At 64.0% G+C, this 24,880-nt stretch carries 13 protein-coding genes and 1 tRNA gene; 9 read left to right on the top strand and 5 right to left on the bottom strand.

The features are described from left to right. Position 1: 1 nt before the first annotated feature. From BANAN_RS01635 to BANAN_RS01655, 5 genes are all read left to right on the top strand, one after another. The gene (locus tag BANAN_RS01635) at positions 2-1,633 is read left to right on the top strand and encodes an acyl-CoA carboxylase subunit beta (RefSeq protein WP_014697239.1); all 1,632 of its coding nucleotides are present in this window, start codon (positions 2-4) and stop codon (positions 1,631-1,633) included. 133 nt (positions 1,634-1,766) lie between these two features. Further along, the gene (locus BANAN_RS01640; RefSeq protein ID WP_014697240.1) at positions 1,767-11,084 is read left to right on the top strand and encodes a type I polyketide synthase; all 9,318 of its coding nucleotides are present in this window, start codon (positions 1,767-1,769) and stop codon (positions 11,082-11,084) included. A 147-nt stretch (positions 11,085-11,231) separates the two neighbouring features. Then, the gene (locus tag BANAN_RS01645; RefSeq protein ID WP_080571650.1) at positions 11,232-11,678 is read left to right on the top strand and encodes a holo-ACP synthase; all 447 of its coding nucleotides are present in this window, start codon (positions 11,232-11,234) and stop codon (positions 11,676-11,678) included. A gap of 61 nt (positions 11,679-11,739) precedes the next feature. Beyond that, a tRNA-Gly gene (locus BANAN_RS01650) sits at positions 11,740-11,813 on the top strand. Between the two features lie 49 nt (positions 11,814-11,862). Beyond that, positions 11,863-12,603, top strand: a complete 741-nt coding sequence (locus BANAN_RS01655) for a teichoic acid transporter (RefSeq protein ID WP_237705829.1) — start codon at positions 11,863-11,865, stop codon at positions 12,601-12,603. 430 nt (positions 12,604-13,033) lie between these two features. Here BANAN_RS01655 and BANAN_RS01660 read toward each other — a convergent pair whose 3' ends face one another. After that, complete coding sequence (locus tag BANAN_RS01660; RefSeq protein ID WP_014697243.1) at positions 13,034-14,005, bottom strand: lactate/malate family dehydrogenase; 972 nt, start codon at positions 14,003-14,005, stop codon at positions 13,034-13,036. A gap of 306 nt (positions 14,006-14,311) precedes the next feature. On the opposite strand from BANAN_RS01660, the gene rpsO reads away from it, so the two are divergent. The 4 genes from rpsO to BANAN_RS01680 all read left to right on the top strand — a co-directional run bounded on the left by rpsO (position 14,312) and on the right by BANAN_RS01680 (position 20,773). Beyond that, positions 14,312-14,581, top strand: a complete 270-nt coding sequence (rpsO, locus tag BANAN_RS01665) for a 30S ribosomal protein S15 (RefSeq protein WP_004268464.1) — start codon at positions 14,312-14,314, stop codon at positions 14,579-14,581. A 338-nt stretch (positions 14,582-14,919) separates the two neighbouring features. After that, positions 14,920-17,595 (top strand): polyribonucleotide nucleotidyltransferase, encoded by a 2,676-nt coding sequence (locus tag BANAN_RS01670; protein ID WP_014697244.1) that lies wholly within the window; start codon positions 14,920-14,922, stop codon positions 17,593-17,595. Positions 17,596-17,883: 288 nt separating this feature from the next. Next, entirely contained in the window at positions 17,884-18,459 is a 576-nt protein-coding gene (locus BANAN_RS01675; RefSeq protein ID WP_014697245.1) for a LemA family protein, read from the top strand. A 97-nt stretch (positions 18,460-18,556) separates the two neighbouring features. After that, positions 18,557-20,773, top strand: coding sequence for a DUF2207 domain-containing protein (locus BANAN_RS01680; RefSeq protein WP_014697246.1), 2,217 nt, complete (start codon positions 18,557-18,559; stop codon positions 20,771-20,773). On the opposite strand, the gene nrdF is transcribed toward BANAN_RS01680, so the two are convergent. From nrdF to BANAN_RS01700, 4 genes are read right to left on the bottom strand one after another with little or no spacing between them, the layout of a single operon-like run. Next, entirely contained in the window at positions 20,770-21,735 is a 966-nt protein-coding gene (gene nrdF, locus BANAN_RS01685; RefSeq protein WP_014697247.1) for a class 1b ribonucleoside-diphosphate reductase subunit beta, read from the bottom strand. The two genes, BANAN_RS01680 and nrdF, sit on opposite strands and share 4 nt — an antisense overlap. Positions 21,736-21,774: 39 nt before the next feature. Beyond that, a complete protein-coding gene (gene nrdE / locus BANAN_RS01690; RefSeq protein WP_080571620.1) occupies positions 21,775-23,901 on the bottom strand; it encodes a class 1b ribonucleoside-diphosphate reductase subunit alpha in 2,127 nt (708 codons plus the stop codon). Next, positions 23,898-24,338 (bottom strand): class Ib ribonucleoside-diphosphate reductase assembly flavoprotein NrdI, encoded by a 441-nt coding sequence (gene nrdI, locus BANAN_RS01695; RefSeq protein ID WP_014697249.1) that lies wholly within the window; start codon positions 24,336-24,338, stop codon positions 23,898-23,900. The genes nrdE and nrdI overlap by 4 nt, the downstream gene beginning before the upstream one ends. Further along, positions 24,335-24,598 (bottom strand): glutaredoxin domain-containing protein, encoded by a 264-nt coding sequence (locus tag BANAN_RS01700; RefSeq protein ID WP_014697250.1) that lies wholly within the window; start codon positions 24,596-24,598, stop codon positions 24,335-24,337. Before BANAN_RS01700 ends, nrdI begins: the two co-directional genes overlap by 4 nt. Positions 24,599-24,880: the final 282 nt, after the last annotated feature.

Below are 24,880 nucleotides of genomic sequence, written 5' to 3' on the forward strand. Positions count from 1 at the left end.
CATGATCGACAGCATCGATGCCAATCTCGCCGCGGTAGAAGCCGCCGACGCCACCGCAGCCAATGGCGCGGACGCGCAGGGGGCCATGCGCCAGCCGATCCGACCGGCGGTGCTCAAGGCCGCCGAACTCGCGCGGGACGCCGAGAACAGGGCACGCGACCGCCAGCATGTGAAAGGCAAGTTCACGGCGCGTGAACGCCTCGACCTACTGCTCGACTCCGGAACCTTCGAGGAGATCGGGCGGTTCCGCGGCGGCGACATCAACAAGGGCGTCGCCGGTTCCGCCGTGATCACCGGATTCGGCGAGGTCTGGGGGCGCAGGGTGGCCGTCTACGCACAGGACTTCTCGGTGCGTGGTGGTTCCCTGGGCGTTGCGGAAGGTCGCAAAATCTGCCATCTGATGGATCAGGCGCTCGCACTGCGCGTGCCGATCATCGCGCTCATCGACTCCGGTGGCGCGCGCATTCAGGAGGGCGTCGCAGCGCTCACCGAATACGGCAACATCTTCCGCAAGACCTGCGAGGCCAGCGGATTCGTGCCGCAGCTCTCATTGATTCTCGGCCCATGCGCCGGCGGCGCCGTGTATTGCCCGGCGCTGACCGACCTGATCATCATGACCCGGGAGAACTCGAATATGTTCGTCACCGGGCCCGACGTGATCAAGGCCTCCACCGGCGAGTCGATCAGCATGGACGATCTCGGTGGCGGCATCGTGCACAACGTGAAATCCGGCGTCGCGCACTATCTGGGCGCCGACGAGGCGGATGCAATCGACTACGCGCGCACGGTGCTCGCCTATCTGCCGGCCAACAGCGGGCAGACGGCCCCGCGCTACGCCTACATGGCCACGCGCGCGGACCGCGACATCGCCGAACGGCTCGGCACCGTGGTGCCCGAGAACGAACGCCAGCCCTACGACGTGCTCGACGTGATCCGCTGCCTCGTCGACTACGGCGAGTTCGTGCAGGTGCACGAGCTGTTCGCGCAATCCGCCGTCGTCGGCTTCGCCTGCATGGACGGCCAGCCGGTGGGCATCGTCGCAAACCAGCCGAATGTGAACGCCGGCGCGCTGGACGTCGATTCATCGGAGAAGGTGGCGCGCTTCGTGCGCTTGTGTGACGCGTTCAATCTGCCCATCATCACCCTGGTCGACACGCCCGGGTACAAACCGGGTGCCGAGCAGGAGCACGCCGGCATCATCCGCCGCGGCGCGAAGGTGATCTACGCGTATGCGAACGCGCAGGTGCCGCTCGTCACCGTGATCATGCGTAAGGCCTACGGCGGCGCCTACATCGTGATGGGATCCAAGGCGATTGGCGCGGACCTCAACTACGCGTGGCCCACCAGCCAGATCGCCGTGCTCGGCGCGGCGGGCGCCGTGAACATCATCCATCGCAAGGACCTGCAGAAAGCGAAGGACGCCGGTCGTGACGTCGAAGCGGTGCGCGCGAAGTACATCGCCGAGTACGAGGAGACGACGGTGAACGCGAATCTGTCGATGGAGATCGGCCAGGTGGACGCGATGATCGATCCCGAGCAGACCCGCGAGGTGCTCGTGGACTCCCTGAAGACCCTCGCTTCCAAGCGCCGTGTGAGCCGCACCGGCAAGCACCACGGCAACCAGCCGCTCTAGCTCGGGTCCAGCATGCCGGGTTATCCACACCAGACCGTGTGCATTTGTTGACGCGCGGGAAAAGTTATCCACAATCCACATCCGCAGAACCCATCCGTAATTCATACCCACACAAGAAATGAGAGACAGCAGTATGAGCACCCCGGAATTCTTTGTGAACCGACTCAATTCGGAGCCACACGCCCTTATGTTCGCCGGCCAGTCCACGCCATGGGTCGTGGCCGTCAAGCAGCTCATGGACGATCCAGAGCTGGCACAGCGGCTCACCGACCACGTGGCTGCCGCCCACGACCTGCTCACCCCGGTTTCGGCGCAATTGCTGGCGACGACCGGCCGTGAGACCGATCTGTTCTCCTTCGAAGCGAACCCGGCCAAGCTCGGCCCTGCAGCCGATGCCACCGCCAGCATCGAAGGCATCGCGCTCGCACAGCTCGGCGCCCTGCTCGACCTCGACCAGCTCGGCTACACGCTGGCCAGTGCGAATCCGGTGGCCTTGCTCGGCCATTCGCAGGGCATTCTCGGCGTGCATATGGCGCAGGCCATCATCGACGCCGGCTCGATCGAAGCCGCACGCCCGCAGATCGACGAGATTCTCGCCATCGCCGCACTCATCGGCGCGGCAGGCACCCGCGAGGCCCGCGCCCACGGCTTGGTACGCAAGTACGGTGACGCCACGCCGATGCTCTCGGTGAAGGGCATTCTGCCGGCCCAGGCCGACGAGCTCATTCGCCGCGTGGACGACGCCCGCGGGCCGATCGCCGTGGCCGTGATCAATTCCGCGAACCACGTCGTGCTCTCCGGCCACCCGCAGGACCTCGCCTCCTTCGCCGTCGAAGTGGCCAAGGAGCACAAGCACCAGGCGCAGCTGCGCGCCGAGAAGGTGCGTGGCGGCAGCGTGTTCGACCCGGTGCTCGAATACCTCGAGGTGACGCTGCCGTTCCACAGCCCGATCATGGAACAGGCCGTCGAGCAGACGGTGGCCTGGGCCGAGGAATGCGGCATCGACGTGGCCCGTGCCCGTGTGCTCGCCGGCGAGGTGCTCGTCAATCAGGTGGATTGGAGCGCGCAGGTGGCGAATCTGTTCAAGGAGAACGATCCGCGCACGTTGTGGGCCGTGGATCTCGGTCCCGGCACCACGCTCGCCAAGCTGTTCGGCACAGTGGCCGAAGGCACCGGCGTGGGTGTTGTGGAGGCGGCGAACGTTGCCGACCGCGCCAAGCTTGCCACGGAGACCGACGCCCCCGCCCGCATGCAGGATTGGACGCAGTACGTTCCGCAGGTGGTGCGGACCCCGCAGGGCGAGCGCATCGAGACCGCGTTCACCCGCCTGACCGGCAAGCCGCCGGTGCTGCTCGCCGGCATGACGCCCACCACCGTGGACCCCGAGATCGTGGCCGCGGCGGCCAATGCCGGCTACTGGGCCGAGCTCGCAGGCGGCGGCCAGGTGACCGCCGACGTGTTCGACCGCCATGTGGCCGAGCTCGAGGAGCAGCTCGACGAAGGCCGCACCGTGGAATTCAATGCGATGTTCATGGACCGCTACCTGTGGAATCTGCAGTTCGGCACCTCCCGCATCGTGCCGAAGAAGCGTGCCTCGGGCGCCCCGATCGACGGCGTGGTCATCTCCGCCGGCATCCCCGAGCTCGACGAGGCGGTGGCTCTGGTGAAGGAGCTCAACGCCGAGGGGTTCCCGTATGTGTGCTTCAAGCCGGGCACCGTCGACCAGATTCGCCAGGTGGTGCGCATCGCCAAGGCGGTTGCGCCCGCGAACATTCTCGTGCAGGTCGAAGGCGGCTCCGCCGGCGGCCACCACAGCTGGGAGTCGCTTGACGACCTGCTGCTCAACACGTATGCCCAAGTGCGCGAGCAGAGCAATCTCGTGCTCGTCGTCGGCGGCGGCATCGGCACCCCGGAACGTGCCGCCGACTATATCTCGGGCGAATGGTCCACACGTTACGGCCATCCGCTCATGCCGGTGGATGGCGTGCTCGTCGGCACCGCGGTCATGACCGCCAAGGAGGCGCACACGTCGCCGGAGGTCAAGCAGCTGCTCGTCGCGACGCCGGGTATTGCCGATGCCGGTTCCGACGCCGCAGCCGACGTGTTCGCCCCGCTCGGCGAGGCCTGGGTGCCGAGCGGCAAGGCCGTGGGCGGCGTTTCCAGCGGCCTGAGCCATTTGCACGCCGACATTTACGAACTCGAGAACGCATCGGCCCGCTGCGGCCGCCTGCTCGTGCGCGTGATGAAGCACCCGGAGGAGCTCGAAAGCCGCCGCCAGGAGATCATCGACGCCCTGAACGAGACCGCCAAGCCCTATTTCGGCGACCTGAGCGGCATGACCTACGAGGATTGGGCACGTCGGTTCGCCGAACTCTCGTTCCCGTGGGCCGACGGCACGTATGCGGACCGCTACCTGCACCTGCTGCAGCGCATCGAAGCACGTGTGATCGACCTCGAACAGGGCGAGTTCACGCCGATGTTCTCCACGCGCGCCGACGTGGAGTCCGATCCGTTCGCCGCACTCGCCGCATTGGTGGAGGCCTACCCGCAGATGGGCGAACTCAAGGTGGTGCCCACCGACGAGGCGTGGTTCATCGAACTCGTACGCGAATACCCCAAGCCAATGCCGTTCGTGCCGGCCATCGACAACGACCTGTTGCGCTGGTGGGGGCAGGACCAGCTGTGGCAGAGCGAGGATCCGCGCTATTCCGCAGACTCCGTGCGCATCATTCCCGGACCGATCTCGGTGGCGGGCATCACCACCGTGGACGAGCCCGTCGCCGACATTCTGGGCCGCTTCAGCGATGCGATGACCGCGCGCGTGGCGTCCAACGCGGCTTCCCAGACCGATCGCTTCGCATTGCTTGCCGACTGCGAGGACGCCGAGGACTTCATTCGCCGCAGCCCGAACATCTCGTGGATCGGCCACCAGATGGCCAACCCGGCCTTCGGCACCGCCCGCGGCGACGCGAACTACGAACTGAAGCACCTCGGCCGCGACGAGCAGGCCGGCGTGGAACAGTTCGACCTCGACATCCACCTCGACACGTTCTGGGACGACGACCCGGACGGCGGCCTTTCCAAGCACGCCGTGCGCGACATCGTCATTCCGCTCAACGTGACGCTCGACGCCACCGGCATGATCCCGGTGGTCGACCGTGAACGCCTGCCCGAACACGTGTACCGCATGCTCGCCGACACCGCCGGCATCGGCAACACCGCCATCACCGGCGACAAACTCGAGGCGATGCCGCAGATCACCGAGGTGGCCGACACCGAGACCTTCCCGTTCGGCCAGGCGCATGCGAGCTACACGCTCTCCGCCAACCTCGGCTTCGACCACGAGGCGGCCACCGGTGGCGCACTGCCAATGGATCTCACGCCGTCCCGCATCGCACCCGACGCACTCGTGGGACCGGCATGGCCGGCCATCTATGCGGCGCTCGGCTCCGTCATGGTGGACGGGTACCCGGTGATCGAGGGCCTGCTCAACGCCGTCCATCTCGACCATCTCATCGAGCTCGAGGTGAGCGAGGACGAGCTCCTCGCACATACCGGCGAGGAAATCTCGCTGACGAGCTGGGCCGAACCCTACTTCGAATCCGCCAGCGGACGCGTCGTCACCATCCATGTGCGGCATACGGCCGCCGACGGCACCGTGTTGGCCAACGAAACCGAACGATTCGCCATTCGCGGCCGTGCCTACAGCGACGCCCTGCCGGCCGCGGCACCCGACTTCGGCGGCATCAATGAGCAGATCGCCTCCACGCCACGCCGCATGCTGCGCCGCGTGAACGTGAAGGCGCCCCATGAGATGACCGCGTTCGCGCGCACTTCGGGTGATTTCAACCCGATCCACACCTCGCACCGTGGCGCAGCGATCAGCGGCCTGACGCAGCCGCTCGTGCACGGCATGTGGCTCTCCGCCACCGCCCAGCACGCCGTGCAGGCGCTCGACGAGCAGGGTGCGCACTACGAGATCACCGGCTGGACTTACAACATGTACGGCATGGTGCAGCTCGACGACGAGGTGGAGATCTCCATCGAACGCATCGGCCGTGTGGCGCACGCCGGCCTCGTGCTCGAGGTGACCTGCCGCATCGACGGCAACATCGTCTCGCGTGCCACGGCGATCGCCCGTGCGTCGATCAGCGCGTTCGTATATCCCGGTCAGGGCATTCAGCAGCAGGGCATGGTGCTTGACGAGCGTGCCAAGTCGCCGGCCGCCCGCGACGTATGGGAGCGCGCGGACAGGCTCACCCGCGAGCGCCTCGGGTTCTCGATTCTCGCCGTCGTGCGTGACAATCCGAAGGAACTCACCGCCAACGGCGTCACCTACCGTCACCCGGAGGGCCTGCTCAATCTCACCCAGTTCACACAGGTCGCGCTCGCCACTGTTGCGTTCGCGCAGACCGCCCGCATGCAGGAGGCGGGGGCAGACATTCGCCCGTCGTACTTCGCCGGCCATTCACTCGGCGAATACAACGCGCTGAGCTCCTTCGCCCATGTGATCCCGCTGGAGACCGTGCTCGAACTCGTGTTCCACCGCGGCTCCACCATGCACCACCTGATCGACCGTGACGCGCAGGGCCGTTCGAACTACCGCATGGGCGCCCTCAGGCCCAACCAGTTCGGCGTGGACGACGCGCATGTGAAGGAATACGTGGAGTCGGTGGCCAACGCGAGCGGCGAGTTCCTCGAGATCGTCAACTACAATCTCGCCGGTCAGCAATACGCCATTGCCGGCACGATCGCAGGCCTCAAGGCGCTCCAGGCGGATTCCGCGCGGCGCGTGGCCGAATATGGCGGCAAGCCAGCGTTCATGCTCGTGCCAGGCATCGACGTGCCGTTCCATTCGACGCTGCTGCGCAAGGGCGTGCCCGAGTTCCGCGACAAGCTCGACGCGCTGCTTCCCGCCGAGATCGACTACCGTGGCGCACTCGAGGGGCTCTACATTCCGAATCTTGTGGCCGCGCCGTTCGAGATGACGAAGGAGTTCGCGCAGAAGATTCTCGACGTGGTGCCCAGCGAGCGCATCGCCGCCGCATTGGCCGACGACGCCGTGTGGGATTCCTATGCTGCCGACGACCAGAAGCTCGGTCGCCTGCTGCTCACCGAACTGCTCTCCTGGCAGTTCGCCTCGCCGGTGCGCTGGATCGAAACGCAGGCACTGCTGTTCGGTTCGGCTGAACAAGGAGGCTTGGGCGTCGAGGAGATTGTCGAGGTGGGTCTGGGCAATGCGCCCACGCTCGCGAATCTTGCCTCGAAGACGTTGCGGCTGCCGGAGTTCTCCCGCCGCCATGTGACCGTGCACAACGTGGGCCGCGACGAAGGCCGCGTGTATATGACCGATTCCGACTCGCTTGTGCCCGAGATCGACGATGTGCAGACCCCTGCGGCCGACCCGGCCGCACCTGCGCAGACCGTCGCCGCGGCGAACGCCTCCGCGAGCGTCGTCGCCGAAACCGCCGAGCCGGCGGCACCCGTGGCACCTGCGGGCGGGGTGTCCGGCGCCAATGTGCCGGACCTCGACTACCGTGCCCATGACGCCATAGAGATGCTGCTCGCCTACGCCGCCAAGGTGCGTCCGGAGCAGATCGGCGAGAACGACACGACCGACACACTCACCAATGGCGTCTCCTCGCGTCGCAACCAGCTGCTCATGGACATCAGCTCCGAACTCGGCGTGGCCAGTGTGGACGGCGCCGCCGAGGCGAGCATTCGCGATCTCAATGCGTTGGTAGACAAGGTTGCGCCAAATTACAAGGCATTCGGCCCGGTGCTCTCCGACATTGTGCGCGACCGCGTACGCAGTCTTTTCGGTGTCGCCGGCGTCAAGCTGCCGCAGATCACCAAGCGCGTGACCGAGACCTGGCAGCTCGGCGAAGGCTGGGCCAACCATGTGGTGGGCCAGCTTGTGCTCGCCACCCGTGAGGGCGCCAGCTCCCGCGGCGGCGATCTGGCCACGCTGGGCACCGATGCGGCGTCCAATGCGGCGGCTGCGAACGCGCTGATCGATGCGGCCGTGCAGGCCGTGGCCGCGGCACACGGCGTGCAGGTGGCCATGCCGAGCGCCGGTGGCGCGTCCGGTGGCGTGGTCGATTCGGCTGCCCTCGACGCCTACGCGCAGTCCGTCACCGGTTCCGACGGTGTGCTCGCCGCCACCGCGCGTTTCGTGCTGGGCCAGCTCGGTCTCGCCGAACCGAACGCGGTGGAGGAGGAAGACGAGAATGCCGCCATCGTGGCCACGGTGGAGGCCGAACTCGGTTCCGACTGGCCGGCACAGGTGGCCCCGCGCTTCGACGAGCGCCAGGCCATTCTCTTCGACGACCGTTGGGCCTCCGCCCGTGAGGATCTCGCACGCGCCTACTACAACGGGGAAACCGATGCAATCACCGGTGATTTCACCGGTGCGGGCGCAGCAGTGGCCCGGCAGGCGGCATGGTATGCCCAGCAGTCCGCGGGCAGCGAGCTTGCCGAGCAGTACGAGCGTATCGCACAGCAGGCCATGGAATCCGCGCAATCTGCACACCTTGAGTACGACGGCGAAGTGGCGGTGGTCACCGGCGTCGCCCCGAACTCGATCGCGGCACAGGTGGTGAACGGTCTGCTCGCAGAGGGCGCCACGGTAATCGCGACCTCGCACAGCTTCAAGCCGAGCGTCAAGGCGTGGGCGCAGCGCACCTATCGCGAGCATGCGCAGGGCGATGCCAAGCTGTGGCTCGTGCCGGCGAATCTGTCGAGCTACCGCGATGTGGATGCGCTCGTGAACTGGGTGGGCCACGTGCAGAAGAAGACGAGCGGTGCCACCACCACGGTGCTCAAGCCGGCGTACGAGCCGAGCCTGTTCTTCCCGTTCGCCGCGCCGCCGGTGCACGGTTCGCTGGCCGATTCGGGTGCGTTGTTCGAATCGCAGGCGCGTCTCATGCTGTGGGGCGTGGAACGTGCGATCGCCGGATTCGCGGCGATCGGCGCCGACACCGACGTGCAGCACAAGCTCCATGTGGTGCTCCCGGGCTCGCCGAACCGTGGCGTGTTCGGCGGCGACGGCGCGTACGGCGAGGTGAAGAGCGCCTTCGACGCCATCGTCAACCGTGCGCGCAGCGAGAAGGTGTGGTCGAATCGCGTCACCTTCGCCCATCCGAAGATCGGCTGGGTGCGCGGCACCGGTCTCATGGGCGGCAACGACCCACTCGTCGAAGTTGTGGAGCGGCACGGTCTGAAAACCTATTCTACCGAACAGATTGCCGAGGAACTGCTCAAGCTCACCACGGCGGCCGCGCGTGAGCAGGCGCAGGTGGCACCGATCGACGTCGACCTGACCGGCGGCCTTGGCTCCGAGCCGATCGACATCAAGGCCCTGCGTGCGGAGGCCCTCGCCGACGCGGCTCTTGACGCGGCGGAGGAGACGTCGGAAACCGAAGCGGCCGCGCCGATCAAGGCATTGCCGAGCCCCCACGTGCCGCAGCAGGCCGCCGTCGACCTCGCCGAATGGGAGCGCGTGAGCGCGAAGCCGGAGGACGAGATTGTCATCGTTTCGATCGGCGAACTGGGTCCATGGGGATCCGGCCGCACCCGTGCGGAAGCCGAGCTCGGCATCCATGCGGACGGCGAGGTCGACCTCTCGGCGGGCGCGGTACTCGAACTGGCATGGAACATGGGCCTGCTCAGCTGGCAGGATTCGCCGAAGCCAGGTTGGTACGACACCGACGGCAATCTGGTCCCCGAAACCGACATCGCGGAACGCTACCATGACGAGGTCGTGGCGAAGTCCGGCGTGCGGCCGTTCGAAACCGGCATGGGGTCGGACTACCGCAGCGGCACCGACGAGGAGGAGGCCGAGGTCTACCTCGACCACGACGTGACCTTCGGTGTGCCGACGCGCCAGATCGCCGACGAGTATGTGGCGATGGACCCCGAGCACACGAGCCTGGCGCAGGACGAGGAGAGCGGCGAGTGGAACGTCACCCGCCATGCCGGATCCATGATCCGCGTGCCGCGCCGCGCCACGATGACGCGCACGGTGGGCGGCCAGTTCCCCGACGGCTTCGACCCGCTCAAGTGGGGCATCCCGGCCTCCATGGTGGGCGATGTGGACGAGATCGCGCTGTGGAACATCGTCACCACGGTGGACGCCTACCTGTCGGCAGGATTCACGCCAGCGGAGATTCTCGAGGCCGTGCACCCGTCGATGGTCGCCTCCACGCAGGGCACGGGCTTCGGCGGCATGTCGAGCATGCGCAAGCTCTATCTCGACCGGTTCCTGAACCACGAGATCCCCACCGACATTCTGCAGGAGGCATTGCCGAACGTGGTCGCTGCGCATGTGATGCAAAGCTACATCGGCGGCTACGGCAACATGGTGCAGCCGGTCTCGGCATGCGCCACGGCGGCCGTCTCGCTCGAGGAGGGCGCAGACAAGATCGCGCTCGGCAAGGCCGACTTCGTGGTGACCGGTGCGATCGACGACATCGGCGTGGAATCGGTGATCGGCTTCGGCAACATGAACGCCACCGCCAATTCGCAGGAGATGCTCGACAAAGGCATTGCGCCACGCTTCTTCTCGCGGGCGAACGACCGTCGCCGCGGAGGGTTCGTGGAATCGCAAGGCGGCGGCACGATCCTGCTCACCCGCGGCGACATCGCCTTGCGTCTGGGCCTGCCGGTCGCCGGCGTGGTCGGATTCGTACATTCGTACGCCGACGGCGCGCACACCTCGATCCCGGCACCCGGTCTCGGCGCCCTGGCCGCCGGCATGGGTGGCCGCTCGTCGAAGCTCGTGCGCGACTTGGCACGGCTCGGAGTCGACCCCGACGACATCGCCGTCGTGTCGAAGCACGACACCTCCACGAACGCGAACGACCCCAACGAGTCCGAACTGCACAACACGCTGGCCCACGCCATAGGCCGCGAGGACGGCAATCCGCTGTTCGTGATCTCGCAGAAGTCGCTCACCGGCCACGCGAAGGGCGGTGCGTGCATCTTCCAGGTCAACGGCATCACCCAGCTGTTCAAAAGCGGTGTGATTCCGGCGAACGCCTCGCTCGAATGCGTCGACCCGAAGCTGGCACGCGACGACTTCATGGTGTGGCTGCGTGAGCCGTTGCACATCGGTTCGCGCCACACGGTGAAGGCGGCACTGGCCACATCACTCGGCTTCGGCCACGTGAGCGGCTTCACGGCCATTGTGCACCCGGGCGCCTTCGAGGCGGCCGTCGAGCACACCGCCGGCACCGAGGCCCTCAAGGCCTGGCGTGCACGCGCCAACGAGCGTCTGGCAGCGGGCCGTCGCCACTTCGAGGAGGGCATGATGGGCCGGGCCGCGCTCTACGAGCCGATTGACAACCGCCGCTTCCATGAAGACGGCCGTGGCTACAATGCCCACGAGGTGGAGAAGGCCATGCTGCTCGATCCCGACGCGCGTCTCGGCGCCGACGGGTACTTCGCCTGACGGTCGTCCATCGCGGGAATAATCCAAATATCCACGGGGAGGCCACTGTGACATGCAGACGCGTGACATGCAGACATGTCACGCGTCTGCATGTCACAGTGGCCTCCCCACAATCCTCTGACGACAACGAAACGAGTAGGTGTGACGGTGATCCTTGGTCTGGGGCACGATGTGGTCGACGTCGGCGCGTTCGCGGAACAGCTCGAGATGCCAGGCACGCGTATGCAGCGGCTCTTCTCCGCGCGCGAGCGTCGGCAGGCGAGTCTGCGCGCGTCGATCAAGCACGACGGCGAGGCGTTGCATCTGGCGGCGAAGTGGGCGGCGAAGGAGTCTGTGGTCAAGGCGTGGTGCGAGGCACTCGCCGGCCGCGGAATCACCAAACGGCCATACACAGTGGACGACACGCCATGGCCGCGCATCGAGATCGTCGACGATGCCACAGGGTGCCCACGCGTCGTCATGGCACAGGACGTCCATGTTGAGCTGTGTCGTTCGCTGGCAGTGCCGGAATGCGCCGAACCGGTCTGGCACGTGTCGATTTCGCACGACGGCGGCATCGCATCGGCGGTGGCCGTGCTCGACATGCGGGGATGACCGCCGTGGATTGCCTGCTGGGGGGAGGGTTGTGTATAATGGCAACGTTGCCTCGGCACACGCGGATGTAGCTCAATGGTAGAGCCTCAGTCTTCCAAACTGATTACGCGGGTTCGATTCCCGTCATCCGCTCCACTCGAAATGGCTGGATGTGAATCCAGCCATTTTCGCTATATGGCAGAATATGCAGCAGCACGAGCGGGGAGGGCACGCCATGCCGGATTCCGAGCAGCAGGAGATCGCCAGGCTCCGATCCGAGCCTGCCGCCACACCGACGACGCCGAGCAGCGCAGGCGTAATGGCCCAGAACGTCGTCTCGAAGCACCCCGAGGCGACGATACCGGAATCCGACATCTCACTGGCCGACATCGAACGCAAGCAGTCGAACCCGGTGAAGTGGACCGTGTCGATCGTGCTCGTGCTCGCCGCGCTCATCGCACCGTTCTGGGTGGGGCGCTCGTTCGCCGTGCACAGCACCGCCCGCGTAATCGAGCAGCTTGGCCGCTTCACCTCCTACGGCATCGCATTGGTGAGCTGGGGTGTGACCACGATGATCTTCGTCTCGCTCATCATGATGATCGTGGACAACCGCCGTATGCCATGGTTCGGCTCGTTCATCGTCTTTCTCTCGCTCGAACAGTTCATAGGCGGCCTCTCACTGTTCAAACTGAACTTCTGGAGCTCCACGTACGTGATCTACGGCAGTCACGCCTACGTGGCGAATGCGGCGAATCTGGGCATCATCGCGTCGGCGCTCTCGCTCGCCGTGTTCGCGATTGTGTGGGTCGGCCTGCTCGTCATGATCCGCAAGGATTCGCCGCTCAACGTGCTCACCCATGTGTGGGTCTCGTTCATCATGTTCCTCGTCTTCGAGCTGGCCGCGCTCGCGATTCTGTTCTGCGGCGGATTCATGGCCGTCGCATAGCACACCCGGTTGCCGTACTGGGTTTGTCTCACTGGCTTATAAGCAAACTCGGAAGAGGTTACTTGATTGGTCTCATAAGACCGTCCCAGATGAAACAAATCAAGTAATGGCTGCTTGGTTTGTCTCGTTCGGAATCTGTGAGCGAGACAAACCAAGTACGGGAAATCTGAAACGTCTCACTGAGAGCGGACTTGTGAGACGAAGACGGGAAGCCGTACTTGGTTTGTTTCAGTAGGAGTTTGTTCGTGAGACCAATCGCGGATGTCGTACTTGGTTTGTCTCAGTGGGAGCCTGTCGGTGAGATCAAGACGAGGCGCATTACTTGGTTTGTCTCACCAGGAATCTGTGAGTGAAACCAAGCATGACGGCTTACTTGATTTGCCTCACCAAGAGGACACCAAGCGGAACCGAGAGCGCGGACGAAGTCGGATCATAGAATATGCGTGCGCGCAAGGTTCTCTTTCACATGTGCGCAGCTCTGGTGGAATTCGTCGATCTCCGCGTCGGACAGATCGAGGTGCATGACCTCCTCCACGCCGTCGGCGCCCACCACGCACGGCAGTGAGATGAAGAAGCCCTCCTCGCCATATTCGCCGGTGAGCAGCGTGGAGCATGCGGTGATGTAATGCTCGTTCGAGATGACCGCGCGCACGAGTCTGCACGCGGCGTCGGCCACCGCGAACTCGGTGCACTGCTTGCCGGCGTACGTGACATAGCCGCCCTTGCGCGCCTCGGCCTCGAGCTCGGCGTAGTCGAAGGCGAAGCGCTCCGGCTGCTCCACGGCAAGCTGGGAGAGCGGCTTGCCGCCGAAATACACATTGCTCCATGCAGCGAACTGGCTGTTGCCGTGCTCGCCGAGCATGTATGCGGTAATCGAATGCTGGTCGTAGCCGGTGACGCGCGACAGCACATACTTGAGTCTGCTCGAATCGAGCGCAGTGCCGGTGCCGATGATGCGCCGCGGATCCATGCCCGATTCCTTCCAGATTTCAGTGGCCACCACGTCGCAGGGGTTCGCAATCGTGATCCAGATGCCGTGGAATCCGGCGTCCGCAATCGTCTTGATGAACGTCTTCGCCGTGTCGGTGGTGAAGAAGAGTTCGCCGTCGCGGTCCTTGGACGACAGCGAGACGTCGCCGGCGCAGTTCACGATCACATCGCATTGCGCGAGCTGCGCGTAGTCGTCGCCGCAGTTGTGCAGCGCCACATTGTGCGGGCAGAACGCGAGCGAATCACCGAGGTCCTGCACTTCGGCGGCGAGTTTCTTGCTGCGGTCGCGCTCGCCCGAGCAGATCTCGGTCATGTACAGTTCGTCCGCGATGCCCTGCAACACCAGACTGTTCGCCACATGCGCGCCGACGTGACCCATGCCGACGATGCCGATTTTCGTGCAGATTCCCATTTCCTCTTCTCCTCTCTCATGCGTCTGTGACGCGGGTGTGACGCCGCCCCGCACGGATTCCGCGAATGCGGGGCGGAAATGCCTTTGAGTATATGAAGCGCAGATATCGCCAAAAGACGGTGTGTCGGCCACGTACGTCGTGGGCGAACAAAAAGGTCGCATCGTGGTCGCCTGCGGCTGCGGGGCGCGTGGGGATGTCCATCGTCCGCTCCAGTGCGTAGAATAGCCGATTGGCGTGTTTCGCCCGCGGATAGAGAGCGCTCCGGCATGAGGCCGGTGGCACCGCGCAGTTACAAGGAGGATGCCGTGGCACTGACGGCTGAAGAAAAGCAGGACATCATCGCTAAGTACGCTACCCATGAGGGTGACACGGGCTCCCCGGAGGTCCAGATCGCACTGCTCACCAAGCGCATTGCCGATCTCACCGAGCACCTGAAGTTCCACAAGCACGACCACCACTCCCGTCGTGGTCTGCTGCTCATGGTCGGCGATCGCCGTCGTCTTCTCGACTACCTGAAGAAGGTCGACATCGAGCGTTACCGCTCCCTGATCGAGCGTCTCGGCCTGCGCCGCTAGTCTTGTGCCCGAGCTCTGCCGGAGTTCGGGCCTTTTTGTATTCGGTTCGTACCCGGCAATTCGCGAATGGGTTCGTGGATTGCCGGATTGCCGTGGAATGCTGGGAGCACATGCGGAGGATGACGTGGCCGCCTGCGACATCGCTTAATTCGTGAGAGAACCCACGCGGGGGCGCGCGGGAGACGGTATACAATCTGAAGTTGGTGAGAATGCGCCGGGACGGCGCAATCGGCATGTTCGCCGGCAGGGTGCCGGCGATGCGGGATACGCCCGTGGGTGCGTGGATGTTTGCGCGCCTGAATGTATGTAGGTAAAGAAATAACTAAAGGAGGAACCCTATGGAGGGTCCCGAAATCAAGGCTGTTGAAGCCGTAATTGACAATGGTTCGTTCGGCAAGCGCACGGTGCGCTTCGAGACCGGACGGCTCGCACAGCAGGCGGACGGCGCCGTGGCCGCATACCTGGACGACGATTCGATGGTGCTTTCCACCACGACCGCCGGCTCCAGCCCGAAGGAGAACTACGACTTCTTCCCGCTCACCGTGGACGTGGAGGAGAAGATGTACGCGGCCGGCAAGATCCCCGGCTCGTTCTTCCGCCGTGAAGGCCGCCCGAGCTCCGAGGCCATTCTGGCCTGCCGCATCATCGACCGTCCGCTACGTCCGCTCTTCCCGCACACGCTGCGCAACGAGGTGCAGGTCGTGGAGACCGTGCTCGCCGTGAACCCGGAGGATTCCTACGACGTGCTCGCCTTGAACGCGGCCTCCGCATCCACGCTCATCTCCGGTCTGCCGTTCACCGGCCCGGTCGGCGGCGTGCGACTCGCGCTGATCGACGGCCAGTGGGTCGCGTTCCCACGTTGGAGCGAACGTGAACGCGCCGTGTTCGAAATCGTGGTGGCCGGCCGTGTGGTCGAAAGCGGCGACGTCGCCATCGCCATGATCGAGGCCGGCGCCGGCAAGAACGCATGGAACCTCATTTACAACGAGGGCCAGGCCAAGCCCGATGAAGAGGTCGTGGCCGGTGGTCTGGAAGCCGCCAAGCCGTTCATCAAGGTGCTGTGCGATGCGCAGAACGAGCTCAAGCGCCTCGCCGCCAAGGAGACCCGCGAGTTCACGCTGTTCCCCGAGTACACCGAAGACCTGTACAACCGCATCGACGAGATTGCGCATGCCGACCTGGATGGGGCGCTGTCGATCGCCGAGAAGCTGCCGCGTCAGGAGCGCATCGCCGAGATCAAGCAGCGCGTCAAGGACACGCTGTCCGTCGAGTTCACCGACATGGACGAGATGGAGAAAGACAAGGAGATCGGCAACGCGTTCAAGGAGCTGCAGCGCCAGATCGTGCGCCGTCGCATCCTCACGCAGGACTACCGCATCGACGGCCGTGGCCTGCGTGACATCCGTACGCTCTCCGCCGAGATCGACGTGGTGCCCCGCGTGCATGGCTCCGCTCTGTTCCAGCGCGGCGAAACGCAGATCCTGGGCATCACCACGCTCAACATGCTCAAGATGGAGCAGCAGATCGACGCCCTGTCGGGCCCGACCACCAAGCGCTACATGCACAATTACGAGATGCCGCCGTATTCGACCGGTGAGACCGGTCGCGTCGGCTCCCCGAAGCGCCGCGAGATCGGCCATGGCGCCCTCGCCGAGAAGGCCATCGTGCCGGTGCTGCCCAGCCGTGAGGAGTTCCCGTACGCCATCCGCCAGGTTTCCGAGGCTATCGGATCCAACGGTTCCACCTCTATGGGCTCCGTGTGCGCCTCAACGCTGTCGCTGCTCGCGGCCGGCGTGCCGCTCAAGGCACCGGTGGCGGGCATCGCGATGGGCTTGGTCTCCGGCGATGTGGACGGCCAGCACATCTACAAGACGCTCACCGACATTCTCGGTGCCGAGGACGCCTTCGGCGACATGGATTTCAAGGTCGCCGGCACCGCCGACTTCATCACCGCCCTGCAGCTCGACACCAAGCTCGACGGCATTCCGGCCGACGTGCTCGCCGGCGCGCTCAAGCAGGCCCATGAAGCACGCAAGACCATTCTCGAGGTGATCAACGAGTGCATCGACGGCCCGGCCGAGATGAGCCCGTTCGCACCGCGCATCATCACCACCACCGTCCCGGTGGACAAGATCGGCGAGGTCATTGGCCCGAAGGGCAAGATGATCAACCAGATTCAGGAAGACACCGGCGCCGAGATCGCGATCGAAGACGACGGCACCGTCTACATCTCCTCCGAAGGTGGCGAGGCCGCCGAGAAGGCGAAGCAGATCATCGACGAGATCGCCAACCCGCACGTGCCGCAGGCCGGCGAGACCTACAAGGGCACCGTGGTGAAGACCACATCGTTCGGCGCTTTCGTCAACCTGACGCCGGGCACCGACGGCCTGCTGCACATCTCGCAGATTCGCAACCTCGCCGATGGCCAGCGCATCGACGCCGTCGAGGACGTGCTCAAGGAAGGCGATTCCGTGGAGGTCGTGGTGCAGGGCGTCGACGACCGCGGCAAGATCTCCCTGGCCATCCCGGGCTTCGAGAACCAGGCGAACAATGCCGGTGGACGCCGTTCCGACGACCGTCCGCGCCGTGATGACCGCCGTCATTCCGACGACCGCCGCCGTGACGATCGTCCGCGCCGCCGTTCCGACGATCGCGATGACCGTGACGATCGCGATGACCGTCCGCGCCGCCGTTCCGACGACCGTGACCGTGACTACGACGACCGTCCGCGCCGTCGCCGTGACTACGACGATGACCGTGATTACGATGATCGTCCGCGTCGCCGCTCACACCGTGACTACGATGACGATCGCGATTACGATGATCGTCCGCGTCGCTCCGACCGCCGCCGTGACGACGATCGCGATGATCGTCCGCGCCGTCGCCGCAATGATGATCGCAATCCGCGCTATGTCGCCGATGAGAACTACGACGAATACCGCGAGGGACGTGAGGTGCGCCACGAGCGTCCGCGTCGTCGCGTGCGCCGCGACTTCGATCCGTTCGACGACTGAGCCGAACATCCGGGCGTTCTGAATCGACTGGATCGATTTAGATAGCGTGTTTGCATAAGGGAGGATCCGGCAATGCCGATCCTCCCTTTGTCATATCCAGGCGCTTTCCATTCATGTGCCGAGACGGACAGACATCTAGGTGATGTCGGGGAATCCGGACATTCGCAGCCATGCTGATGGGCGTGATCCGCAAAGCCTCTCACGAGCTGGATACCGATTATGTGAGGGTATGGTGGAATGCGATAATCATGCCATTGCGTGCGCATCGGGCGCATGGAAGGAGAAGATATGAGCGGTTGGATTATTGCGCTGATTGTGATTGCAATCATTCTCGTGCTGGCGATCTGGGTCATCGGCATGTACAACAGCCTCATCGGCATGCGCAACCGGGTCGGCAACAGCTGGGCGCAGGTGGATGTGCTACTCAAGCAGCGTGCGGACCTCATTCCGAATCTCGTGGAGGTCGTGAAAGGGTACGCCACGCATGAGTCGACCGTGTTCGAACAGGTGACGAAAGCACGCGCCGGCGTCGTGGAAGTCGCGAACAACCCGAATTCCACGCTCGAGCAGCGCGCTGCAGCCGAGCAGGCACTCACCAACGCGATGGTGAATCTGCGGGCGATTGTCGAAGCATACCCGGACCTCAAGGCGAACCAGAACTTCCTCGACCTGCAGGGACGCCTCGCCAGCCTCGAAGACAAGATCGCCTATGGCCGCCAGTTCTACAACGACACCGTGCTCAAGTACAACAACCGCATCATGCAGGTGCCCACGAACATCATCGCCGGCATGTTCCACTTCCAGCCGGCCCAGTATTTCGCCGCGGACGACGCCGATCGCTCGGTCCCGCAGGTCAAGTTCTGAGTTCCCGCGCCCCGCGTATGCGCATGGCCGTATACGCGGGGCGTTCGTATACTCTACCGTATACTCTGCGCGCTTCGCGTGCGATGCAAGGACATCGATGAAGAAACTCTCACGCTCCGTTTTCAGCTCATTCACCATCAGCTGCATCATCATTGTGGCGACGCTGCTCCTCGGCTACTTCGTGGCCACCGACGCCAACGATTCGGATCTGAGCTACCGTACGCTCGACTACAATGTGCGGGTGGAAGACAACGGCGATCTGCGCATCCGCGAGACCGTCGACGTCAAGCTCGACTCCCGCAAGGACTCCGACGACAATCCGAAGCCGTGGAAACAGCTGTACCAGCAGTACACGCTCAGGTCGTCGAATCTGACCAACATCACGAACATCAGCGTGAAGAACCTCACCTCGGGGGAGGAATACACGCAGACCGGACCGCAGTCGCCCTCCGGCATCTCGAACTCCACCTGGAACGAGAAGTTCGCCAGACGCTGGTACATAGCCGATGTCACCGACGGCGACACGAATCCGAAGCCCTATGAACCATTGACCGACGGTCTCGCCTCAAGCGGCAGTGATGGTGTGGTGACGAAGACGGTGGAAATAGGTTGGAACATCCCAGCCACACAATCGTCCAGCAGCAAGCGATTCCAGATCGACATGACATGGGAGGGCGTGACGACCGCCTACAACGACGTCGCGAAATTCCAGTGGGAGCCCTTCGGTGCGAAGAATCAGACGCCGATCGGCGTGATGACGACGACCGTGGAGTTCCCCGCAGGCGTGACGAGGAGCGACTCGTGGGCATGGCTGCATTACAGCGGCAACTCAGGCACGGAGCGAACAGCCAACGGGCTCAAGTTCACCGCCTACAACGTCAGATCCGGGCAGTACCTCGACCTTGTGGCGATGATCGGCGCCAACCACATGCACGGTGTGACGCGTCATGTGGACGAAAACACGAAACAGTGGACGCTCGACGACGAGGCCCGTCAGGAGCGCGAATGGCATGAGCGGCAACGCCGGAATGCCCAGCTGCGCATCGTGCTGTGGATTGCCATCGCGGTGGCAGGTGCGCTGCTTGCGTTCTTCGGCATACGCTCCGCCATTCGCAGCGTGGATGCAGCCAAATACAAGGGCGACATCGAATATTGGCGCGAACCGCCCAACATGAGCCCTGCGGCGGCGGCCCAGCTCTACGACATCGTGATGGGCGTGCGCAACGGCGGGGTGACGCTCGCGAACCGCGAGATGGCGTCGACCATGATGTCGCTGGTAAGCAAGGGGGCCATCGCCGTGTACCCGGGCAAGGCCGAGCTCTACCGTGGCATCGACATGTCGCGCGCCAACTCGGCCGGTCTCGCGCAGATGCTTTCGTCGAATGGGGCGAGCGAGAAGGAGCTCACGAAGACGAGCACGATTGTGATCATGCCGCGCGCGCTGGCCGAGCATCATGAGGAGCTGAACCTATGCGGTTCGGAGGAACGTCTGCTCGGCATTCTGATGGAGGCGTACAAGCGCATCCACTCGCCGGTGTTCGACCTCAAGCAGATGAACAAGGCGTTCAGGAAATGGACGAACGGATACAAGGCGGTCGAGAAGTTCAATGCGGCCTGCAAAGCCGAACTCGAATCGCTGCACGCCACCAGATCCGTCGGCACGGCGGCGGTGACCTGCGGCATCCTCGGCATCATCGTCGGCATTGCAAGCGCGTTCTACTTCATTGCGGCGGAGCATAATTTTGCGCTCGCATTGTGCATCAGCCTGCCCATCACCGTGCTGTGTCTGTTCGCGCTCGTCTACTGCACCACCACCGGCATCACCGATTCCGGCCAGCAGTATGCAGGGCAGGTGCGGGGACTGGCCAAATACCTCGAGGACTTCAGCGAGTTCAGCGACCGCGGCGTGCTCGATCTGACGTTGTGGGACCGCTACCTCGTGTATGCGACGGCATTCGGCATCTCGAAGAAGGCGCTGCGGCAGCTGGCCGCCGCCTACCCGCAGGTCGCCGACTCGGATTGGCTTGATTCGAACGCCACAGGTCTCGGCCTGCTCTACTGGTCCACCAGACCGTCGACGATCATCGGTGCGGGCATAGGCAATGCGCTCGCCAACGGCACCGGCTCGTTTGGTGGTTTCGCCGGCGAATTCGTGGACATCGGCACGCAGCTCAATTCGGGCTTCTCATCGATTCAGTCCACGATCCGTTCCGCAGCCCCTTCGTCAAGCTCCGGTTCGGGCGGCTCGTTCGGTGGCGGCGGTTTCGGCGGCTCCGGCGGTGGTTCGGGCGGCGGCTCATTCGGCGGCCGTTAGAAGTCCCAATCGTCGTCGTCGGTCTCCTCGGCCTTGCCCATGACGTAGGAGCTGCCGGAACCCGAGAAGAAGTCGTGGTTCTCGTCGGCATTCGGCGAGAGCGCGGCCAGGATCGCCGGGTTCACATCGCAGATCTCGCTGGGGAACAGGGCCGGGTAACCGAGGTTCATCAGCGCCTTGTTCGCGTTGTAGTGTAGGAACTTCTCCACGTCGTCGGCGAGACCGACCTCGTCGTAGAGCGAATGGGTGTATTCCACCTCGTTCTCGTAGAGTTCGTTCAGCAGATCGTAGGTGTATGCCTCCATCTCAGCGCGCTTGGCGTCGCTCGCCATCTCGAGGCCCTTCTGGTATTTGTAGCCAATGTAGTAGCCGTGCACGGCCTCGTCGCGAATGATCAGTCGGATCACGTCGGCCGTGTTCGTCAGCTTCGCATGGCTCGAGAAGTACATGGGCAGGTAGAATCCGGAGTAGAACAGGAACGATTCGAGCAGCGTCGACGCCACCTTGCGCTTCAACGGGTCGTCGCCCTCGTAGTAGTCGAGCACAATCTGCGCCTTGCGCTGCAGGTGCGGGTTCTTTTCGCTCCAGTCGAAGGCCTCGTCGATTTCGCGTGTGGAGCACAGCGTGGAGAAAATGGACGAATAGCTCTTCGCATGCACGCTCTCCATGAACGCGATGTTCGTGTACACGGCCTCCTCGTGTGGGGTGAGCGCGTCAGGGATCAGGCTCACCGCGCCCACGGTGCCCTGGATTGTGTCGAGCAACGTGAGCCCGGTGAATACGCGCATCGTGAGCGTGTGCTCGGCGTCGCTCATCTGCCGCCAATCCGGAATGTCATTCGAAACCGGCACTTTCTCGGGCAGCCAGAAATTGCCGGTGAGACGATCCCAGACCTCCAGGTCCTTCTCGTCATCCAATCGGTTCCAGTTGATGGCGGTGACGCGGTCGATGAGTTTTGGCATGACAGATCCTTTCAATAAATATCGGCGAATGCGTGCCCGTCAGAGCATGCAGCTGACGCAGCCGGCGACTTCGGTGCCTTCGAGCGCCCGCTGGCGGATGCGTATGTAATAGAGCGTCTTGATTCCCCTGCGCCACGCGTAGATCTGTGCTTTGTTCAGGTCGCGCGTCGTCACCGTGTCGGGGAAGAACAGTGTGAGCGAGAGCCCCTGGTCCACATGCGGCGTGGCCTCGGCGTAGGTGTCGACGATCGCTTTCCAGCCGATTTCGTAGGCGTCGTCGTACAGGTCGAGGTTGTCGTTCGTCATGTACGGCGCCGGGTAATACATGCGGCCGATCTTGCCTTCCTTGCGAATCTCGATCTTCGAGGCAATCGGGTGGATCGAACTCGTGGCGTGGTTGATGTACGAGATCGATCCGGTGGGCGGCACCGCCTGCAGATACTGATTGTAGATGCCGTCGCGCAGAATCTCGCCCTGCAGTTCGCGCCAGTCGCGTGCGGTGGGAATCTGCACACCGAAGCGTTCGAACAGTGCGCGCACGGTCTCGGTACGCGGTTCGGTGTCGAGGGAGCCGTCGAGATACTTGTCGAAGTAATTGCCGTCGCCGGGCTGCCTGGCGTACGCGGAGTCGGCGAAGCGCGCGAACGCGTGGCCGTTCTCGACGGCGAGGGCATGCGAGGCGCGGTAGGCGTGGAATGCGACCGTCTCAAAATACATGTTCGTGAAATCGAGCGCCTCCGCAGAACCGTACCGTATGCCTTCGCGGGCAAGGAAGCCGTGCAGATTCATCTGACCAAGCCCGATGGCATGCCCCTCCTCGTTCGCGCGGGCGATCGACGGCACTGCGCCGATACGCGTGTGCTGCGAGACCGCGGTGAGCGCGCGAATCGCCGTCTCCACCGGACCGGCTAGCCCGGCGTCCATCGCGCGCGCAATGTTGAGCGAACCGAGATTGCAGCTCACGTCGCGGCCGACATGCGCATAGCTCAGGTCCTCGTTGTAGGTGCTCGGTTCCTGCACCTGCAGAATCTCCGAGCACAGATTGCTCATCGTGATGCGCCCATCAATCGGATTCGCCGCATTCGCCGTGTCTTCGAACAGCAGGTACGGGTAGCCGGATTCGAATTGGATCTCGGCGAGCGTGGTGAAGAACTCGCGTGCGTCGATGAACGTCTTGCGAATGCGGTCGTCTGCAAGCATCTCCTCGTATTTTGCAGTGACGTTGACATCCGCGAACGGCACGCCATACACGCGCTCCACGTCGTACGGGCTGAACAATGCCATCTTCTCGCGGCGCTTCGCCAACTCGAACGTGATGTCGGGGATCACCACGCCGAGCGCGAGCGATTTGATGCGGATCTTCTCGTCCGCATTCTCGCGTTTCGTGTCGAGGAACTTCAGGATGTCGGGGTGATGCGCGTGCAGATACACCGCGCCGGCACCTTGGCGAGCGCCGAGCTGGTTCGCATAGCTGAACGAGTCCTCGAGCAGTTTCATCACGGGGACGACTCCGCTCGACTGGTTCTCGATGTGCTTGATCGGCGCGCCCTCCTCCCGCAGATTGCTCAGCAGCAATGCCACGCCGCCGCCGCGTTTGCTCAGCTGGAGCGCCGCGTTGATGCCGCGTGAGATCGACTCCATATTGTCTTCAATGCGGACCAGAAAGCAGCTGACCGGCTCGCCGCGCTGTGCTTTGCCGAGGTTGAGAAACGTGGGCGTGGCCGGCTGGAGCCGGCCGAGCACGATCTCGTCCAGCGTGCGCATGGCCATCGGCTCGTCGCCGTCGGCCAGCGCGAGCGAGACGGCAGCTGCGCGCTGCGGGAAGTCCTCCAGGTAATGCTCGCCGTCGAAGGTCTTCAACGCGTAGGAGCGGTAGAACTTGAACGCGCCCAGGAACGTCTCGAAACGGTACGGCAATGCGTCGGCATGCGCATAGAACACGTCGAGGAACTCGGGGGAGTATTTGCTGAACACGTCGTATTCGTAGTAGTGGTGGTCCACCAGATAGCGCAGGCGTTCGCGGGTGCTTTCGAAACGGATCATGCGCGGGGCCACGTGTTCGGCGAGGAAGGCATCCACGGCCTCGTGGTTCTTGTCGAACTGGATGTTGCCGTCCTCGTCGTAGAGATTCAGCATGGCATTGAGGGAATGGTAGTCTGCGGTCATTGCAGGGTCTTTCGGTCGGTGGGGGATTGAATGAAGAAGCGGCGGACGCCCTCGCGCACGGCATGGACGTCTTCCTGAATGCCCATGAGTTCGAAGCGGTACATGAGCGGCACATGGCATTTGCGGGAGATGATGGGGCCGGCGGCCGCGTAGGCCTCGCCGAAGTTCGTGTTGCCGGAGGCGATCACCCCGCGGATCCACTCGCGGTTCGCGGGGTCGTTGAGGAAGCGCTTGACTTGCGGAGGCACCGCTTTGCGCGCATCGCCGCCGCCATAGGTGGGCACGATGATGATGTACGGTTCGCGCACGTTGAGCGGTGCCGCATTGGGCTGCAGCGGTATGCGGAACACGTTGACGCCGCACGAGGGGAAATCGCAGTGTTCGACGAACCGTTCGGTGTTGCGCGACGCCGACGAGAAGTAGACGACGGCGCTCATGCGAGCACGCCGCTCGCAGAGGGGACGGTCTGCAGTCTGCGTGCGACATCGCGAATCCTGTCGGGGCGGTAGCCGGTCCAGAAGTCCGAGTCCACGCACACGACCGGCGCCTGACGGAAACCGGCTTCCTGCAGTGTGGCGAGCGCGATCGGGTCGGTGGTGATGTCGACGACGGTGTAGGGGGCGCCGAGTCTGTCGAACGCGCGTTTGGTGGCCGCACACTGCGGGCAGTTCGGTTTCGAATAGATGGTGATGTGCATTCGGTTCCTTCCGCTGTGCATGGGTGGGTACGTCTGCCAAAAACAATACCTTGTGTTTGAGTTTGCAGTGAAGCACTACATCTAGTGTTTCAAGGTGTGAGGAGCGCCACAAAGCGCCCGCTGCGTGCGTGTTTCAACGCGTGTTGCGCGCGGGGTGTGGACGCGCGGCTGCCGGGAGTGTGATATTTCCCACACGGCACGCCGTCATGTTCGCCGCCAGCATGCCCGGGTGTGTCGGAGGCGAGGTACAGTCTGTTCCCGCGCGCGCATAACATGTAAGGA

Source organism: Bifidobacterium animalis subsp. animalis ATCC 25527 (assembly GCF_000260715.1).
In the GTDB taxonomy this organism is placed as follows: Bacteria; Actinomycetota; Actinomycetes; order Actinomycetales; family Bifidobacteriaceae; genus Bifidobacterium; species Bifidobacterium animalis.

Coding starts and splice junctions, on each gene's coding strand:
- nrdF (WP_014697247.1), bottom strand. CDS start 21,735: ATGCCAAAACTCATCGACCGCGTCACCGCCATCAACTGGAACCGATTG.
- BANAN_RS01680 (WP_014697246.1), top strand. CDS start 18,557: ATGAAGAAACTCTCACGCTCCGTTTTCAGCTCATTCACCATCAGCTGC.
- BANAN_RS01635 (WP_014697239.1), top strand. CDS start 2: ATGATCGACAGCATCGATGCCAATCTCGCCGCGGTAGAAGCCGCCGAC.
- BANAN_RS01700 (WP_014697250.1), bottom strand. CDS start 24,598: ATGCACATCACCATCTATTCGAAACCGAACTGCCCGCAGTGTGCGGCC.
- BANAN_RS01670 (WP_014697244.1), top strand. CDS start 14,920: ATGGAGGGTCCCGAAATCAAGGCTGTTGAAGCCGTAATTGACAATGGT.
- BANAN_RS01675 (WP_014697245.1), top strand. CDS start 17,884: ATGAGCGGTTGGATTATTGCGCTGATTGTGATTGCAATCATTCTCGTG.
- nrdE (WP_080571620.1), bottom strand. CDS start 23,901: ATGACCGCAGACTACCATTCCCTCAATGCCATGCTGAATCTCTACGAC.
- BANAN_RS01660 (WP_014697243.1), bottom strand. CDS start 14,005: ATGGGAATCTGCACGAAAATCGGCATCGTCGGCATGGGTCACGTCGGC.
- nrdI (WP_014697249.1), bottom strand. CDS start 24,338: ATGAGCGCCGTCGTCTACTTCTCGTCGGCGTCGCGCAACACCGAACGG.
- BANAN_RS01640 (WP_014697240.1), top strand. CDS start 1,767: ATGAGCACCCCGGAATTCTTTGTGAACCGACTCAATTCGGAGCCACAC.
- BANAN_RS01655 (WP_237705829.1), top strand. CDS start 11,863: ATGCAGCAGCACGAGCGGGGAGGGCACGCCATGCCGGATTCCGAGCAG.